The following is a 15,895-nucleotide window of genomic DNA, read 5'->3' as shown; positions in this document are numbered from 1 at the left end:
TCGCTTGGGCCCGGGCAGCCTGGGCGAGATCAATCTGCTGCGCGCTGCGGCAGGACGCGCTTTATTCGGAGCGGGAGTTATTCGGGCGAGAGCGGGGGAAAAGGGGGCGTATCGGGTCCACTCCTTGTCCGGCGTGCGCCCCGCGGCATCTGCTGACCGAATCGCGCGCCCGATTGCGCAATACCTCATAGGGCCATCAACAGGAGCGGCGCCATGGATGATATCTGGGACGATGACACTAACCGCGGCAGGGGCGGAACGGACAACTCGCTGAAGTTGAATGCGGAGTTTCCTTTCAGCAAGTACCAGCATTACTTCGTCCGGTCGATCGCATTGAGAGGCACGGGCTGGGACGGATCCCATCATCAGGAGCTCATGATCGAGCTCGGCCAGACCATCCCTACGACGCTGGTGAAACGCGGGTACCTTCGGTATCGGCCGGTGTTGCTTCGGATCTCGAGAAACAACGGCCAGGACACCTTCCAGCTCGGCGCCTCGGCGAGCAAGTACAACACGCTTGTCGAGCGGCATGTCAGTCGCAATACGATTACCTGCCGAAGGGTCTTCCAGGCTTTCGGCGAGGTTCGAAAACTCTATCCCAGCTACGACAAGGGCAACTGCAGGCGGTTCGCCCAGGACATCTTCGAGGCCCTGGTGCCCGAGGTGACCGAGGATTTCGAGAAAGAATCCGATGGGCGCGGCAGCAACCGGAAAGAGATCATGGAGCTGTTTTTCTGAAGGAACCTGGGAAGCAGGTATGACGTCTGACTTTCCGGTGTGGCTGCGGGTTTTTCGGAGCCGCCCGATCCTGAGGGCTCAGCTGGTCGGAAGAAAGCGGGTTCGCTTTTGGGTGTCTGAGTCTGACCCTTGGTTTCACTGAGCGCTCTGGCAAGAGGGAGGATGCCCGACGTTATCCGAGTGGCAGCGAGCGAGCCGGCACAGATCCTATGGGGCATTGGCTACCTTAGCCCGCGGCTCCCGCGCGATCCGCCGTGGGCAGGTTGATCGAATAGACGACGGAAGCGATTTTCCATCCATCGTTTGTAAGGACCGTTGTCCAGACGATGCGTCCGTGCCCCACCTTCGCCCTGTAGTCGAACGAGATCGAGCCGACCTCGCCGTCGGAATGGATGTCGAGATTTTCGATCTGGTCGGTTGGAAGTTTCACCTCGCCGGCGACGTCTTCCTTGGCGGTGATCAGGAGGGTGCGCGGTACGGGCTGCTTGTTGGCGGCAGTCACGAGCGCATAGGACTTGGGGGCGAAGCCACCCCGCACGGGCGCATCTGCGCTCACGTACAGGCGCAGCAATGCAGGGGCGTCCTTCGTCGCCACGGCGTGCTCATAGGCATTCCACAAGGCATGCAGCGCCGCCACATCCCGATCCGCGCCAGATGCGCTGACCGTGTCCGTTCCGAAAGCCTGCATCGCAACCAACAAACCTGCGGCAACAACAGCGGCCTTATTCGCCTGCTTCTTCATTGAGTCCCCTTTCGAAGCGCGTCCACATCGGTACGCCATGGCGTTGACCACGGGGATCGAAGTGGAGTTCCGGACTAAGCCCTGAACAAGCGAGGGCGGCGCCTTGAGGCATGCATTGCAGGAAGCTGGCGCCGGCCATGTCAAGGAGACTCTGATCTTGCTCGTCATCCCAGCGAGGCGCTTCTCAACAGCCGAAGGCTGGTCAAACTGGGGTCCAGCGTCTCCAGGTCATTGAACGCAAAGGCACTGGATGACTCGCTACGCGGCCCCCTTCGGGGCCAGCCTTCGGCTGTTCAACGCTCGCATAGCTCGCTTTTGTCCTGCCTGCGCAGGAATGACGAGCAGAAGGCCGATTGATCAGACCTTACTTAAAGCGGGAAAACGTGCCGGGTTCACTGGGCAGAGCTACCGCAAGGGAAAGGGTGTCAGTGGCAACCTTGGTTGTTAGCGACGAGGAATTGGTTCAGTGCTTCAAGGTCCCGTCGGTGTCATAGACGATGCCTTCGCACAGGTTGCTCAGCTCCGTTTCCACAACGTTGCCTTTGGCATCGGGTTCGGATGCGCAACGCATGGTGCCGGGTGTGGCAGGGGCACCCGAATAGCGCTTCCAGAGGACGGCGCGATGGTCGGGGAGGATTATCCACCGAATGGGTAGGTCGCCTTCATCCAGCAAGACCGCACCCTGCGCCCACGCGCCATCTCGTTCCAGTCCAGGCAGCTTATGCATCGCGTGCATCTGCGCGACGAATTGCGCGGCGATGTTGCGGTAAGGGACGCGCACGTCGTTCCGGTCATTGATGACGAAGAGCGTATGCGGAGCGGCCCTCACGCGTCGCATGACACTTGGCGTTGCCTCAACGAGGCTCAGTTCCGCATCGAGGCGCGCGCGAGTGTCTTCGGCGTGAGCCAGCCCATCTCCGTGGAGTGGCAGCCACACATACAGGGTGAGGTTATCCGGTGAGCCGGGGTGCTGCAGTTTCACCTCGAGCTGTGCGCCATGGTTTTCGTCGGCTTCAAAATAGGTGGCTTGGCTGACCCTGAAATGCGAAGACAATGCCTGCATGGCTGCGCCGGCCATCGTTTCGGCGTCAATCCGGTCGAGCGGTTCAGATAGCCCGGCCCTGATCAATTCAACCAGATCAATGGGGCCGCTCAGGCGCTCGCGATTGGTTGCCGCGCCGGGCATGAGTGCGTGCAGCGCGTTGGCGATGGCGGGTGCGTAGGTCGACTCGCCGTTGCGCGTGGTCCAAGGCAACATCCGATAGTGCTGGGAGTTGCTTTGCGCCGAAAGAATGGTGTGATCGGTCAGTTCGACCTCTACCGAGAGGCGCGGGGCATCATCGGTATGGAACCCGGCGAAGCCGCGCGTGAGCGTGACTGCCAACGTCTCCGGTTGGCGCAGGGATTCGAGCAGCGCCGCGAAACGGGCGCGCGAGGTGGGAGTGGTTTCGTACTGCGCGTATTCGTGTGCAACGAAGCCCAGTGCCGCATGCATATCGTGCTTGCTCGCGCCTAGCGATGCGAGGCTCACCTCAACCTGTGGCGGAGCACGTAATGCGGCCACTAGACGTTCGACCGCTTCGGCCGGAACGGTGCGCGACCGGTAGGTTTCCACGGTGGGCTTTGTCTCGGAGTCGAAATTATTGCCATGGCTGCTGGCGCCGCTGAGCACGTACCCGTGGGCCGTGCGCTGGATGAGCAGTTCGGTCTTGAGAGGCGATTGGGGGCTAAGGCCATCCCAGTACGAGTGAATCGTCACCCGGGTTGCCACGTTCGGCGAAGTTGCTTGCGCGCCGGCTGAGGCAAGGGAGAAGGCAAGGAGCAGCGTTAAGCTCCAAGGCTTTGTCGTTGCCATATTCCCGTCCTCCATGGCTTCCTTTCGTTGGCGCCATCGCACTATCGCACAGCGGAAGTCGTGCGGGTTCGGTGAGGTGCAAATTGCCACCGAGCCGACCAGGTATTGCCATCGCGGCTGACCACGCCCGGCACTGAGCTGACCAGCATCGCCGGCCAGTGGACCGCCTAACTGAGGGTCGCCTGTGGCCCCGTTGTTGAAGGTGAAGGACGACTGCTTTGGCGAGAACCAGCACGAACACCGGCAGCTATTTTGACTTGCGCGATGCTTTTCCGACCTTGCCAACCCGCGCCGTCACGTCCAGGGGGCGGCAGATAACCGTGCTGCTGGTTTCCTGCACGCCTGCGACTGAGCGCAGCGACTCGATGAGTTCTCCAAGATGAGCGGTGTCCCTGCAGGCGACGCGCAGGCGCGCGTCAAACGAACCCGTCAGCGACACGGCGTCGTGGACGACGTCGATGCTTTGCAGGACTTGTTCGAACGCCTCCATGCTGGCGCCCGGCTGGAGCTTCACGTCGACAAACGCGTGCAGGCCGAAGCCCATGGCTTCCATCGAGACGTTGGCCTGGAACCCGGTAATGATGCCGCGCTCCTGCAGGCGCGCGACGCGTTCCGCCGTGGCATTCGGGCTGAGATTGACCTGCGCACCAAGCTCGCGAAAGCTCGTTCTTCCGTGCGTCAGCAGGACGCTGAGGATTTTGCGGTCGATGCCGTCTATCGCATGGTTTCGCAACGTTTAGTCTCCTTGTTTTGATGTTTTCATGCGTAAAGACACAAGATTATGTCATCGACAACATTACATGCGACATTTTCGATATCGTTCCGCGCTTAGTGCGGTCACATGCCGTTCGCGTCACGTTGGCTGCGAACCGAGACGGCAGTGCCGCGCCAGGTTTTCATCAACGGCTGTTTTACAAGGAGAGCATTCATGCGCCTTTGTCGCGTCATTACGTCGTGTGTGTTGTTGCTGGCACCACTGGGCGTGGCGGTTGCACAGGTGGCCCCGTCCGCCGGTCCGGTCGACGCATCCACCCGCCAGGCAGTTGTTGCGAGTCTCGGCAAGCAGATGCAGGCGAACTACGTATTTCCCGACGTCGCCGGCAAGGTGGCTGCCGCACTCGACGCGAAGGTCGCTGGCCATGCCTATGAGCACGACGCAACGAGCGACACGTTTGCCAAGGCATTGACCCATGACCTGCAGTCGGTCGGGATGGATCGGCACCTGCGGATCATGTATGACCCAACTTTCAAGCCGGACGAAAACGACGACACGGCGCTTACGCCGAAACAGATCGATGAGCAGCGGACGATGGCGAGCCAGTACGCCTACGGCATCGCCAAAGTGGAACGACTCCCGGGCAACGTGGGTTACCTGGACATCCGCGGCTTTCTGCCGGCCGACTTTGTGGCGACGGGATATGCCGCTGCGATGAACCTGGTTGCCGGAAGCGATGCACTGATCATTGATCTGCGGAAGAACGGTGGCGGTGATCCTTCCTCGGTCGCCACCTTGCTCAGCTACTTCTTCGCCGAGGGCGATAGCCGTCACCTCAACGACTTGTACTGGCGCAAAGGCGACAGGACACAGCAGTTCTGGACGGCTGCGGTCAGCGGGCCACGCTACACCAGGCCCGTGTATGTGCTGACGTCTGCGCTCACGTTCTCCGGCGGCGAAGAATGTGCCTACGATTTCCAGACGCAAAAGCGGGCCACGCTGGTGGGTACGAGCACGGGTGGCGGCGCCAATCCCGGCGATGTCTTCGCACTGGGCCACGGTTTCGTCGCCTTCATTCCGGTGGGCCGTGCCGTCAACCCCGTCACGCATACGAACTGGGAGCATGTCGGTGTCAAACCGGATATTGCCGTGCCTGCGGCTGACGCGATGAAAACCGCCTACGTGGCCATTCTCAAGAAACAGATCGTCACGACAAAGGATCCTGACCAGTTGGACCGGCTGAAGGCGACGCTGGCGCGGGTGGAGAAGGGTGTGGAAGAGAAGCCCAACTACGATCCCCCCAAGTAAGGACAAGGGGGATGGGGCTACGCCAGGCGATCCATCACCTGTGCCACATCCATACCGGAGATCCCCCGCTCGACTTCGATGACGACTGCCTCGTGCGTGGCGTCATCGGCGACCGTCAGGTATTTGAGGACGCGCCCCTCACCGGAGCCCTGAGGTGAAGCTTGCGGATAGTACCGGGCGCCCCTTACGGCGCATCATGTCGCCTGGTCCAGTCGGGGAGGCGCGACATGCCGGTCGAACTGAAGATGTTGGGGTGGTCGACAGCGCTGGGGCTGATCTACCTGTTGCTGGCCACGCTGCTGTCGCTGGTGCAGCGTGGCATGACCTGGAACGCTGGCAATCGCGACGAGGCGGTGCCGCTGACCGGGATGGCCGCAAGGATGGATCGCGCCAGCCGCAATTTCCTGGAGACCTTCGCGTTCTTTGCCGTCGCCGTGCTGGTGGTCGTGGTGGGGCAGCGCACCGGTGCCAGGACGGCGCTTGGTGCCGAACTCTATTTCTGGGCTCGCGTTGTCTACCTGCCGGTTTATGCGGCTGGCATTCCTTACCTGCGCACCCTGGTCTGGACCGTGTCCGTCGTCGGGCTGGTCATGGTGTTGTCCGGCGTGTTCAGTCCGAGCTGACCGAATGGCAAGATCGGTGTGACACCCTGCGTCTCGCCGGGACCGCCGATCCATGCAATCCGCGACCCGTAGCGGACCTTCGCTGCCCAGAGGCATGCCTGTGATACCGGCAACTGCGCGGTTTACGCTGCCAGGCCGGCCGCGCTACGCCATGGGCGACGTAGGCGGCAGGGTGCGCGAGGGTTTCATCAAACAGGGGCAGGGTGCACTTTCTTGACGCATGCGTTGCAGGAAGTCGACGCTTGCCCTGTTTGAAAGCGGCCGGCCGAGCCCGCCCGCCTATTGCGGCTGCTTGTATATGGCGCCGCCCTTCATCACGAAAGGCACGTGCTCGATGGCACTGATGTCCGCTGTCGGATCGCCCTGGACGGCGATGATGTCGGCATCGAGTCCGGCCTTCAATTGTCCGAATCGGTCCTGTTGGCGCAGGACCTTTGCATCGACGGCCGTGGCGGCAAGCAGCGCGCGCGCCGGTGACATGCCGTCGCGCACCATCCACTCCAGCTCCTTGTAGTTGGTGCCGTGGGTGAATACGCCCACGTCGCTGCCCGAGCCGATGGTGACGCCTGCCTGCATGGCCAGCTTGAAGGCATGGGCCGCCTGTTGCATGTCTTCGGTGGGAGGCAGGCCGGGCTTCCAGCCGCGGAAATATTCTGCGTAAGCGGCTTCCGCCTCGAGCGTGGGCATGTAGGCGACGTTGTGCTGCTTCATGAGTTCGAACACGTCGCGCGTGCCGCCGTAGGCGTGCTCGATGGTGTCGACGCCGGCAAGCACTGATCGGCGCATGCCTTCGGGCGTGGTGGAATGCACGGCGACCGGCAGGTTCATCGAGTGTGCGGTTTCCACCGCGGCATTCAATTCTTCCTGGGTAAACGTGGGCACGGCACCTTTGCTCTTGCCGCAGTGGTAGTCGGCATAGAGCTTGATCCAGTCTGCGCCGTGGCCGGCCTGGTCGCGCACGGCGTCGATCATCTGCGCGACGCCGCTGACCGGGATGCCGCCTTGCGGAAGATCCAGGTCGGCGCGGAAACCCAGCGGGCCCGGACCGTAGCAATGCGCGGCGATGGTGGCGCGCGTGGCGACAAACAGGTGCGGGCCAGGAATCAGGCCCTGGTCGATCGCGCGCTGCACGTCGACGTCCGCATAGCCTGCACCTTCGGTACCCAGGTCGCGCAGGGCGGTGAAGCCGGCCATCAACGTGTCGTGCACGTGCTGCACGGCTTCGATGGTGCGATAGGGCAGCGTTTCCTTCAGCACCTGATCGTTCCACAGGGTTTCGTTGTACGGGTGCAGGAAGATGTGCGAATGGGCGTCGATCAGGCCGGGCAGCAGGGTGGTGCCCGGAAGGGTGATGGTTTGCGTGCCGGCCGGCACGTTTACTTGCGAAGCCGGCCCCACGGCGGCGATCTTTTCGCCCTGCACCAGCACCACCCAGCCGGAATGCGTCTGTTCGCTGCGCGCGTCGAAGACGCGGTCGGCCTTGATCAGCCAGGGATGATCGGCCGGTTTCGGCACGGTGTCGGCCCGGCACGCCTGGGGAATGCTTGCGAGCCCGATGGTCGCTGCAAACAAAGCGACAGCTGCACGCTGGAATCGATGCATGGTCACGTGGGCCTCCCCGCCTGCGCTTCATCGTTCGCCGATGACGCCTGTGCCGGGGAGCATAACGGCAACGGTCTTGCGCGTCAGTCTGCTAGGAGCGGCGGTCGGCATGCACGTTCTTGAAGCGTGCGTTGCGGGAATCGACCCTGCTTTCCGGTTTCTCTTTCTTTCCGCTGGCGCGATCTTGAGCGGCTCCGTTGCGTGCGCTAGTTTGGCCTCGATGGTGGTGTGGAAGCGGTCAGTGCGGAACGGAAACCCCCAAAGAGGAATGTCCCAATGACTGGGCAGGCGCAGGATTTTTTTCACCACTACCGGGCGTTGGATACGCGCGTCCTGTTGGCTCGTTACCGCAGCGACGGGTTGTTGCCGGAAGCCAGGGCCGCATTGCTGGAAGTACTTGCGGACCGCGGTTACACCGTGGAGGCGTTGGAAAACAGTGGCGCGGACGGGATCGTTACGCTTCGCATCGAAGAGAGCATCGAAGCGCATTCGGCGCCAGGAAAGGCGGGGCGATCGCTTGCGAGCACGTGGCGGTGGTTCCAGCGAAAGGTTGCGGTTTTCGCTTTGCTGGCCAGTGAGCGGGGTCGCCTTCGAGAAACCTGGGCACAGGTCGCCCGGCTCTGCCTGCTTGCAACGTGCCTGTGGTCGGTGGGACTGGCCAGCTTGTTCGGCATGGGGCTCTTCGCGGTCGCGAATGTCTTTTGTGACTCCGGGCCAGCGGAGAAGTGCTTTCGCATGGGACTGCACTTTCTCGAGGTCGGCGCGCTGGCCGATGTCCTGTTGATACCCGCCATGCTTGCCTTGCTGTTCCCGGAGAAGTGGATCGCCTGGTATCTCAAGGCCGTTCCCGTGCTTGCGCTCGCGGTTTTTGTCGCCGCTATCCACTGGTACCGGATACTTCCCGCGTTCTGCGCGAAGGCGGCGGAACTGAGCGCCGTGATTACGCTTCTCGCTATCGCCTACCTGATCCTTTCGTGGAAGTCGGCGCCGGCTCCAGCGCCAGAGCCTGCATGACAGGGTCGTAAGACAGGGCAGGGACGCTTTCCATATCGGAATCAGGTTCACTTCGCGGCCCACCCGCGCGGAAAATGCAGCTGGGCTCACGTGGATGCTCACGACATCGACGCTTGGCCTTGTTCTGGCCCCGCTCCGGACCCCGTTATAAAGTCCGCGCTGGTTTGAGCGAAGGAGTCGCCCCCATGCTGACCACGCTTGCCGTTGCGAACTACCGCTCGCTGCGCGAACTGATCGTGCAGCTGGGACGGCTCAATCTCGTCGTCGGCGCGAACGGCAGCGGCAAGTCGAATCTGTACCGCGCGTTGCGCTTGCTCGCCGAATCGGCGCAGGCGGGCATCGTGCCGGCGCTCGCGCGCGAAGGCGGCCTGGGTTCGGCGTTGTGGGCAGGGCCGGAGACGATCAGCCGTGCGATGCGTCGCGGCGAGGTGCCGGTGCAGGGTGGCCCGCGGCAGGAATCCGTGCGTCTGTGCCTGGGATTCGCCAGCGACGACCTCGGTTATGCCGTCGATCTAGGCTACCCGGAGCCATCGTTGAGCGCTTTCGCGCTCGATCCGCAGATCAAGCGCGAGACGATTTGGAACGGGCCGTTCCTGCGCGCGGCGAGCACCCTGGTCGATCGGGATGGCGGCATGGCGCGTGTGCGCGATGGGCGCAGTTGGCGAGTGATACATCAGCACCTCAATCCGTTCGAGAGCCTGTTCGGCCAGATCGCCGATGCGCAGAGTGCCCCTGAGGTGTTGACCCTGCGCGAAACGATCCGCGGCTGGCGCTTCTACGACCATTTCCGTTCGGACGCGGATGCGCCGGCGCGCCTGCCGCAGCTGGCCACGCGCACGCCCGTGCTGAGCCACGATGGTCGGGATGTCGCCGCCGCGTGGCAGACCATCCGCGAAATCGGCGACGCGGACGCGCTCGATGCCGCCGTCGCCGATGCGTTTCCCGGCGCGGAAGTCAAAGTAGGCAACACGGACGGCCGCTTCCTGCTGCACTTCTCGCAGCACGGGTTGTTGCGTCCGCTGTCGGCTGCGGAACTCTCCGACGGCACGCTGCGCTACCTGCTTTGGATCGCCGCCCTGCATACGCCGCGGCCGCCGCCGCTGATGGTGCTCAACGAACCGGAGACCAGCCTGCATCCCGATCTCCTGCCACCGCTGGCGCGCCTGATCGCCGACGCCGCCATGCGCACGCAGGTCTGGGTGGTGTCGCATGCGCCGCGCCTCATCGCGGCGCTGGAAGACCAGCCGCATTGCCACACCATTCGTCTGGAGAAGGAGTTGAGCCAGACGGTGGTGAGCGGGCAGGGCATGCTCGACCAGCCGGCATGGCATTGGCCGGAGCGATAGCCAATTGGCGCTCCGCAAAGTGCCATGGACAATTTGAGGCGGCTAGAGAGTGAACCCGGAACGGGGACACTCTGAGAGGCTTGAACCTGCTCCTCGGCTCCGTCGAGCGCGGAGAAAAAGTGTCAGGGACCATGCTTGGGGCACTGTCTGTGCGTGCGAATGGTCCCCGACACCGTGCTCCCTCACTCCTCCAGAGGGCGCACCTCGGACTCGCCCTCAAACTCGGGCCAGTAGGTACGGTGCAGCTCCATGAATTTCGTGGCCAGCTCGACGGCGTCCGCGTGCGTGGCGGCCTCGATCAGGGAGTATCCGCCCACGACCTCTTTTGCTTCAGCGAATGGACCGTCGGACACGGTCACCTTGCCGCCAGCAAGGCGGACACGGGTTCCCTTCGCGAGCGGCTTCAGCCCGGCGCCGTCGATGAACATGCCCTTTTGCGCGCATTCCGCGATGAATCCACCCATCGCTTCGAACAGGGCGGGCGGGACGTCGCTGTGGTCGTAATCCGTAGGGTGCTTGATGAACATCATGTATCGCATGCAGTGCGGCTCCTTGGAGGTGAAGACTGGCGTGAATCCGGCGGATCTTGCCGGTCGGGTTGGCGGTTCTGTCGAGGCGCGCCACGGTCACTACGAATGGCGCCCGTCGAAATCGACATGGCGAGATCAGGACGGGACGCAGGCTCGGGTCGCAGGTCTTGCCCTACTGCCTGGAAGTCGGCCGCGGCATCGGCAACCGAAAGCAGGGTCAGATTCACCGAGTGCCCGCAGTCACTGAATTCGCCCCGTTCTGATCAACCCGTCGGCGACGGATCCCGAGTCAATCGCAGGTCGTTGAACTTGCGTCGCTCGATCAGAGTGTCGACGCGGCCATGGGCGTCGCGCCGGAAGATGATGAGGTTCCGTTCGTCGTCGCTGCCCATGAATACGTCCTTCGCGACCGGCTGCAGGACGTTTGCCGTGTCGCCGGCATGCGTGGTGTAGCTCAGCACGCCATGCTGGTCGACGACGGTCCAGGCGCGCCGGGGCGCATAGCGGTAGGTGCCGGTGTAATCGGATGACGTCAGTCCCACGACGTGCAGATCCGGCGGTGCGGTGGGGAGAGTGACGTCCTCGTAGCCGACCAGCTTCCACGTATCGGCCTGCCGCACGAAGGTGAGCAGGCTCTCGTAACGCACCACCAGTTGCTGGCCGAACACGGTCTCGCGTTCGTATTCCTCGACTTGCATCACCGCGCTGTCGCCGTATTGGCGCACGTGCGCGTCGCGCAGCTCGATGCTGCCGGAGAAGCCGGCCGGAAACGGGTGCAGCGAGGCCATGGTGTCGGCCTTGTGGGTAATGCGGCCGAACTCGTCGACGAGTACGGCGTCGTCGGCGAGCCAGCGTTGCCAGGGACCGCGATCGCCCCGCGGGATCGCATCGACCAACTGCTGCGTGATCTGCAGCAGCTGGTTGCGCAGAGCGTCCGGCGCTGGTGCCGCTTGCGCAGCGCCGTGCGTGCAGGCCAGCATCAGGCCGAACATCCATCCGTACCGTGTTCCGCGCATCGCGATTCTCCCGTGTCGCTCTGCAGCCTAGCGATGGGCTGGCGATGCGGTATGTGCATGAAGTCATCGGGCGATGAGGGATGGGCAGCGGACAAGACCGTCGCGCCTTCAGGATCGTAGGAACGGTGAGGTTCGATCAGAACCGACTTTTGGAGCCGAAAGGGTCAGGTTCACCTGTCTGGTGTGGTTCGGTTTGTCCGCATTCGATTGGCCAAGCCGCTGTCGTCGGCTTTCATTGCTCAATCAGGTGCGGAGTCAGGAGCGTTCCCGCGCGCCAAATCCACGGGTGTACCATCGGCCTCCTAAGGTCTGTCACCTTCAGCCAGATGATTGTCGAGGCAAAAGGAGGTCGCCCATGGTCGCGCAAGTTATTACCGGCGAGGCGCTCGATTACTCGCAGCCGGATGGCATGCTCCCGTACGACAAGAACTGTGTCGCCATGACGTTCTCCCGGTTGCTTGGCGTGGGGGTGTATCCGACGATCAATTTCCTGATCAGGAAGGGCTGGATCACCCGGGCCTCCGATTTGGAGAACGACACCACCATCAACAAGGTAATCGAGAAGCTCGCTTTGGCGGCGCGTTACGCCGATACGCCTTGGGAAACCGTCAAGGTGGGCATGCAGGGCATGCAGGACGGGCGCTATTACGCAACCAATTGGGGGCCAAGTGGCTCCAGCGGCGGCAGGGGGCACGCGTTCGCCATAGTCAAGAAGGGCGGAATTGGCGTCTATGGCAACAACCAGGAAGTGAAGCAGTCGAAAGCAGTCCGTCGAGGCCTTATCACCAGTCGATACACGCCACGCACAAAATTTCGGTATACGGACCCATCTTGTAAGGCTGAATGCGTGGGGGTGGCGCTGAAAGGCGATCGATAGGCGTTGGGTGCGGTGCCGGTAGGTTCGAGGCAGGAGTGGTGGCAAGCCGCTTCCATCTTGTCGCCCACGCCAGAGCAGGGGGCGGTCATCTCGTGGCGAAAGCGACGGCAGAAGCAGCCCTTCAATGCGTCAGCCCAGCGTGCTCTGATTTCTGTTTTTCTTGATTCGAGAACGAAAAGTTCGAGCTAAGGAGAAGGTCGATGCCGTTCGATGAAGAGGAATTGCAACGTGCCGCGGATTTGCGCCGCGCCGCCAATCGGGACACCAGGGCGAGGGGATTGATGATCGGCGAAACCCACGTCAATCCGCATCCTCGCGGACTGTTGTGCAACTTGATCCAGGACGGTGTCGTGGACAACTTGTTCCTGGAGGATGTCGAGTTCGTGCCCGCCGATCTAGGCTTCGATTTTCCGGCAGGCCAGAAGCTGGGTCGGTGGTTGAGGGACCGTGCAGCACACTCCGAGGACATCAGCCAGATTCCGGCGTGGCAGGAATTCAGGGCCCAATCCAGCCTCATGTGGCCCGGTGACAAGACAAATCCGGTCAAGACGGCCCGGGTAATGGAGTTTGCGGTACGACGCGGCGTGAATATCTTCCTCGTGGACTGCAACACCCGGGTCTCGGCAGGCAAAGGGAAGATGAAGGGTCCGGCGGAGACATCGGCCGAAGGCCTGAAGTTGCGCGATACCTACATGCTTCAACAGATTCGCGATGTCGTGCCCAATGGCGCTTTGGCGCGCTGCGTCCTGTTGACGGGAAGCTATCACATCGAATCGGGACGACTGGGTTCACTCAACATGGGATCGGTGATTCCGTTCGATGCAAAGAATCCCTAGAGGCGAGAATGGGGGCGCAAAGCGCGACTGCGATATTTTCTTCATCATCTGCAACGTAGTCATGCTTTTTTCGAATTGCTGCAATTTGAAAAGGAAGCTGTATGCCTACTGTCGATCAAGTCCTTGAGGCTGTTCATGGTGCCCTGAGGGAATTCAAGATGGAAATGCCGTCCTTGAACTCGCTCATAAGTACTCAGTTGACTTCGCCAAAACTGTCGTGCGTAAATTTCGCAGGGGCCATTTTGGAGCGGCTGAGTGCGAATCCGCAAGAATGGCCTTGCTCGCAATATATTTATCCATCAGGTTTGTTTCTCAATGTCACTTTGATGGGCGATCCGTCGGAATATAATCATGGGTTCTGTGTCTATTTCTATAATAATGTGGCCTATGTGATACAGGCTTTCCTTGATCACAAAATCAGGCTTATAACCCCAATGGGCGTCGATGTATTTGTCGCGAACATAGTAAAGCTGAGGAGCGGCAAGCGAGAAGATGTTGCTGCGGGTTACGCGGGAATATCATCCGTAGACATTTCCACCAAAAATTATGCGTTGAACGCAATGTATGTTTTTAAGGCCTGATCTTGAAATACAAGAGCTAATTTATCTAAAGAGTGCCGTGGGCTCACGGAGCCTGGGTTTGCGCTAAGGTGTGCGCTTCCGTCCAGTATGCGGGCGACGCGTAAATCCTTCCTTCAAACGAGAGACCGAAACGGGGGCGAAGTGCACCTCTCGGATTGCTTGGAACCTTGCGTGGTCACCCGATTTTGAGTGGCCCGGAGCGCAGGAGAAAGACGCAGGGAATCATTGCCTTCGGCGATGCGAAAAATGGCCCTGCACGCCTTCGCCGGCACTCGCGCCTTTTTCATGGCTAGCCGCAGTAGATGCCGGCCTCAGTCCGGGTCCTTGTCGTAACGCGTGATGCCTTCGGGCAACTGCACCCATGCGTGCCGGCGGCATTCGTAAACCGAATCCTGCGGCGGCGGAAAGTCGGGATCGGCGAAGGCGCCTACCGCCACCATCACGAAGGCGTCGTTGCCTTCCTCGGTGTGGAATACCTGGCTGCCACACACCGGGCAGAAGCGGAAACGGAAGCTGGCGCCCTGGTCGCCGGTGCGTACGAACTCGGTGGCCGCGCCTTCGATTTTCCAGGGCGCCGCGTAGCCAGCCAGCGCCGCAAATACGCTGCCGGTACGCCGCTGACAGGCCAGGCAGTGGCAGATGCCGGCGCCCAGGGTCCGGCCTTGGACTTCAATGCGCAGTTGCCCGCAGTAGCAGGAGGCGGTTCGGCTTTCCATCGGATACCTCGGCGACGGTTTCGGGATGCCTCACGCACGGCGAACGGCGGCGAATTCAGCGCGATGCAGTCGATCATCGACGCGCCCGAGGAAGCTGTCATCCGCCGGCTAGGCGCGAGGTGGCGCAGGCGGAAGCGTGTGAAGCTGGCACCTCTCGGTGCGCGATGGTACCGGTCAGCTCTTGGCGGCCTTCTTGGCGGTCTTTTCGGCTTTCTTTTCCTTGGCCGTCTTCAAGGGCTTCTTCTTGTCGCTCTTTTTCTGGTTCATGCCTTTCATGGGATGCTCCTGCGGGCGTGGATTCGCCGCGGAATCATGGTGACAGCTTTGGGCTGCGCCGGGTCCTTTTTCTTTCAGCGGACGTCACGCGTGGCGGCCCGGCATCGAATGCGAACCTGCCAGGGTTGCGGCGGACCGCGCTTGCAGGCGGCGGGGACGAACTGGGCGAGCAGAGAAAGCATGATGCCTGGACGGGGGTTCCGCCGGATGGATCGGCTGGGCTCAGGCGACGGCGTAGTCGCCCATGCGGATATCCGGGCGGATCGGCAGCGTGAGGTCGCCCGCGATGAGTTGCAGTTCACCGTCCTGGATCAGGCATTGCAGGCGCATGCCGCGTTCACACAGGGCGGCCAGTTGCTGCATGTCGGCGTGGTCAATGGCGAGCACGCTGAGGTTGTCGTGACGCGTGAGCGTGCCGGCGATCTTGCTCCACCAGATGTCGGCGGCGTGGCCACCGTAGGCCAGCACCACGACTTGCCGCGATTGGTTGCACGCCTTGCGCAGGCGCGTTTCATCGGGCAGCCCGACGTCGATCCACAGTTCGATTTCGCCGGTATAGGCCTTGCGCCACAGCGCCGGCTCGTCGGTGTCGCTGAGTCCCTTGCCGTACTCCAGCCGCTCGTCGGCATACAGCGCGAACGCGAGCAGGCGCGCCATCAGCCGCTCCTCGGTTTCCGACGGATGCCGCGCGAGCGTCAGCGCATGGGTGGCGTAATAGTGCCGGTCCATGTCGCTGATCGACAGTTCGGCCTTGTGGATGGTGGCGGTGAGGGCCATGGGCGTATTGAGGGAGCATAAACCGCCCATTCTACGCGGCGTTGCAGCGCAGGTGAGGAGCGGAGAGTAGTGACCCTATTCCTTGGGACGCCGAAGACGCCACTTCGGCCAGGCCCGGTCGGTCACGGTGCCCGCACGATGAGTGCGCAATCTCCCACCAGGACCGTTGGTCTGCTTGCCTATGACGACATGCAGGCTTGGATCTTGCCGGCCCGCTGGACATATTTGGCGCAGCGAATTCATTTGCCCAAGATGCACCACCCTACGCGCTTTGCATCATCGGTCTGCAGTCGCGCGCAGTGCGCGCGTAGTAGTACGGCCTGTCTGTCGTGCCTGCATACAC

Annotated in this window: 16 protein-coding genes and 1 pseudogene; 8 read left to right on the top strand and 9 right to left on the bottom strand. The window is 62.0% G+C overall.

The genetic code is table 11. From position 1 onward, the window contains the following. Positions 1-213: 213 nt before the first annotated feature. The gene (locus tag ISP25_RS06260) at positions 214-738 is read left to right on the top strand and encodes a hypothetical protein (protein WP_404612501.1); all 525 of its coding nucleotides are present in this window, start codon (positions 214-216) and stop codon (positions 736-738) included. 226 nt (positions 739-964) lie between these two features. Here ISP25_RS06260 and ISP25_RS06255 read toward each other — a convergent pair whose 3' ends face one another. From ISP25_RS06255 to ISP25_RS06245, 3 genes are all read right to left on the bottom strand, one after another. After that, positions 965-1,480, bottom strand: a complete 516-nt coding sequence (locus ISP25_RS06255; RefSeq protein WP_404612500.1) for a hypothetical protein — start codon at positions 1,478-1,480, stop codon at positions 965-967. A gap of 463 nt (positions 1,481-1,943) precedes the next feature. Then, positions 1,944-3,335 (bottom strand): hypothetical protein, encoded by a 1,392-nt coding sequence (locus ISP25_RS06250; RefSeq protein ID WP_404612499.1) that lies wholly within the window; start codon positions 3,333-3,335, stop codon positions 1,944-1,946. Positions 3,336-3,582: 247 nt separating this feature from the next. Next, positions 3,583-4,068, bottom strand: coding sequence for an Lrp/AsnC family transcriptional regulator (locus tag ISP25_RS06245; protein WP_404612497.1), 486 nt, complete (start codon positions 4,066-4,068; stop codon positions 3,583-3,585). A 108-nt stretch (positions 4,069-4,176) separates the two neighbouring features. Between ISP25_RS06245 and ISP25_RS06240 the strand changes: the two genes are divergently transcribed. Further along, a complete protein-coding gene (locus ISP25_RS06240; RefSeq protein WP_404612495.1) occupies positions 4,177-5,358 on the top strand; it encodes a S41 family peptidase in 1,182 nt (393 codons plus the stop codon). 20 nt (positions 5,359-5,378) lie between these two features. Here the strand turns inward: ISP25_RS06240 and ISP25_RS06235 are convergent. After that, positions 5,379-5,504 (bottom strand): annotated as a pseudogene (locus ISP25_RS06235) (IS3 family transposase); the annotation flags it as partial. An 81-nt stretch (positions 5,505-5,585) separates the two neighbouring features. Between ISP25_RS06235 and ISP25_RS06230 the strand changes: the two are divergent. Next, positions 5,586-5,981 carry an MAPEG family protein gene (locus tag ISP25_RS06230; protein ID WP_404612493.1) on the top strand — a complete coding sequence of 132 codons (396 nt, stop codon included), beginning with the start codon at positions 5,586-5,588 and terminating at the stop codon, positions 5,979-5,981. 279 nt (positions 5,982-6,260) lie between these two features. Here ISP25_RS06230 and ISP25_RS06225 read toward each other — a convergent pair whose 3' ends face one another. Then, on the bottom strand, positions 6,261-7,583 hold the full coding sequence (locus ISP25_RS06225; protein WP_404616279.1) for an amidohydrolase family protein: 1,323 nt from the start codon (positions 7,581-7,583) through the stop codon (positions 6,261-6,263). A 276-nt stretch (positions 7,584-7,859) separates the two neighbouring features. On the opposite strand from ISP25_RS06225, the gene ISP25_RS06220 reads away from it, so the two are divergent. After that, positions 7,860-8,597, top strand: a complete 738-nt coding sequence (locus ISP25_RS06220; RefSeq protein WP_404612491.1) for a hypothetical protein — start codon at positions 7,860-7,862, stop codon at positions 8,595-8,597. A gap of 185 nt (positions 8,598-8,782) precedes the next feature. Next, a complete protein-coding gene (locus ISP25_RS06215; RefSeq protein WP_404612489.1) occupies positions 8,783-9,943 on the top strand; it encodes an AAA family ATPase in 1,161 nt (386 codons plus the stop codon). Between the two features lie 182 nt (positions 9,944-10,125). Here the strand turns inward: ISP25_RS06215 and ISP25_RS06210 are convergent, their stop codons facing one another. Together ISP25_RS06210 and ISP25_RS06205 are read right to left on the bottom strand one after the other, a co-directional pair. Continuing rightward, positions 10,126-10,473 carry a YciI family protein gene (locus tag ISP25_RS06210; protein WP_404612487.1) on the bottom strand — a complete coding sequence of 116 codons (348 nt, stop codon included), beginning with the start codon at positions 10,471-10,473 and terminating at the stop codon, positions 10,126-10,128. A gap of 263 nt (positions 10,474-10,736) precedes the next feature. Further along, positions 10,737-11,489 (bottom strand): nuclear transport factor 2 family protein, encoded by a 753-nt coding sequence (locus tag ISP25_RS06205; protein ID WP_404612485.1) that lies wholly within the window; start codon positions 11,487-11,489, stop codon positions 10,737-10,739. Between the two features lie 355 nt (positions 11,490-11,844). Between ISP25_RS06205 and ISP25_RS06200 the strand changes: the two genes are divergently transcribed. The 3 genes from ISP25_RS06200 to ISP25_RS06190 all read left to right on the top strand — a co-directional run bounded on the left by ISP25_RS06200 (position 11,845) and on the right by ISP25_RS06190 (position 13,783). Continuing rightward, positions 11,845-12,366, top strand: coding sequence for a hypothetical protein (locus tag ISP25_RS06200; protein ID WP_404612484.1), 522 nt, complete (start codon positions 11,845-11,847; stop codon positions 12,364-12,366). A gap of 200 nt (positions 12,367-12,566) precedes the next feature. Next, positions 12,567-13,202, top strand: coding sequence for a hypothetical protein (locus ISP25_RS06195; protein ID WP_192154948.1), 636 nt, complete (start codon positions 12,567-12,569; stop codon positions 13,200-13,202). Positions 13,203-13,303: 101 nt separating this feature from the next. Next, the gene (locus ISP25_RS06190; protein WP_404612482.1) at positions 13,304-13,783 is read left to right on the top strand and encodes a hypothetical protein; all 480 of its coding nucleotides are present in this window, start codon (positions 13,304-13,306) and stop codon (positions 13,781-13,783) included. A gap of 311 nt (positions 13,784-14,094) precedes the next feature. Here ISP25_RS06190 and ISP25_RS06185 read toward each other — a convergent pair whose 3' ends face one another. Next, positions 14,095-14,499 carry a GFA family protein gene (locus ISP25_RS06185; protein WP_404612480.1) on the bottom strand — a complete coding sequence of 135 codons (405 nt, stop codon included), beginning with the start codon at positions 14,497-14,499 and terminating at the stop codon, positions 14,095-14,097. Positions 14,500-14,997: 498 nt separating this feature from the next. After that, the gene (locus tag ISP25_RS06180) at positions 14,998-15,552 is read right to left on the bottom strand and encodes a YaeQ family protein (RefSeq protein WP_404612479.1); all 555 of its coding nucleotides are present in this window, start codon (positions 15,550-15,552) and stop codon (positions 14,998-15,000) included. Between the last annotated feature and the right edge of the window lie 343 nt (positions 15,553-15,895).

The sequence above is a fragment of the Rhodanobacter hydrolyticus genome, assembly GCF_044904645.1.
The sequence above is the reverse complement of the archived record's forward strand: the minus strand, read 5'-3'. Positions and strand labels throughout refer to the sequence as shown.

Excerpts from the sequence above, each read along its gene's own strand:
- ISP25_RS06205 (WP_404612485.1), bottom strand. The coding sequence starts at position 11,489 with ATGCGCGGAACACGGTACGGATGGATGTTCGGCCTGATGCTGGCCTGC.
- ISP25_RS06240 (WP_404612495.1), top strand. The coding sequence starts at position 4,177 with ATGCCGTTCGCGTCACGTTGGCTGCGAACCGAGACGGCAGTGCCGCGC.
- ISP25_RS06260 (WP_404612501.1), top strand. The coding sequence starts at position 214 with ATGGATGATATCTGGGACGATGACACTAACCGCGGCAGGGGCGGAACG.
- ISP25_RS06250 (WP_404612499.1), bottom strand. The coding sequence starts at position 3,335 with ATGGCAACGACAAAGCCTTGGAGCTTAACGCTGCTCCTTGCCTTCTCC.
- ISP25_RS06255 (WP_404612500.1), bottom strand. The coding sequence starts at position 1,480 with ATGAAGAAGCAGGCGAATAAGGCCGCTGTTGTTGCCGCAGGTTTGTTG.
- ISP25_RS06215 (WP_404612489.1), top strand. The coding sequence starts at position 8,783 with ATGCTGACCACGCTTGCCGTTGCGAACTACCGCTCGCTGCGCGAACTG.
- ISP25_RS06195 (WP_192154948.1), top strand. The coding sequence starts at position 12,567 with ATGCCGTTCGATGAAGAGGAATTGCAACGTGCCGCGGATTTGCGCCGC.
- ISP25_RS06225 (WP_404616279.1), bottom strand. The coding sequence starts at position 7,583 with ATGCATCGATTCCAGCGTGCAGCTGTCGCTTTGTTTGCAGCGACCATC.
- ISP25_RS06230 (WP_404612493.1), top strand. The coding sequence starts at position 5,586 with ATGCCGGTCGAACTGAAGATGTTGGGGTGGTCGACAGCGCTGGGGCTG.
- ISP25_RS06180 (WP_404612479.1), bottom strand. The coding sequence starts at position 15,552 with ATGGCCCTCACCGCCACCATCCACAAGGCCGAACTGTCGATCAGCGAC.
- ISP25_RS06200 (WP_404612484.1), top strand. The coding sequence starts at position 11,845 with ATGGTCGCGCAAGTTATTACCGGCGAGGCGCTCGATTACTCGCAGCCG.
- ISP25_RS06220 (WP_404612491.1), top strand. The coding sequence starts at position 7,860 with ATGACTGGGCAGGCGCAGGATTTTTTTCACCACTACCGGGCGTTGGAT.
- ISP25_RS06185 (WP_404612480.1), bottom strand. The coding sequence starts at position 14,499 with ATGGAAAGCCGAACCGCCTCCTGCTACTGCGGGCAACTGCGCATTGAA.
- ISP25_RS06190 (WP_404612482.1), top strand. The coding sequence starts at position 13,304 with ATGCCTACTGTCGATCAAGTCCTTGAGGCTGTTCATGGTGCCCTGAGG.
- ISP25_RS06210 (WP_404612487.1), bottom strand. The coding sequence starts at position 10,473 with ATGATGTTCATCAAGCACCCTACGGATTACGACCACAGCGACGTCCCG.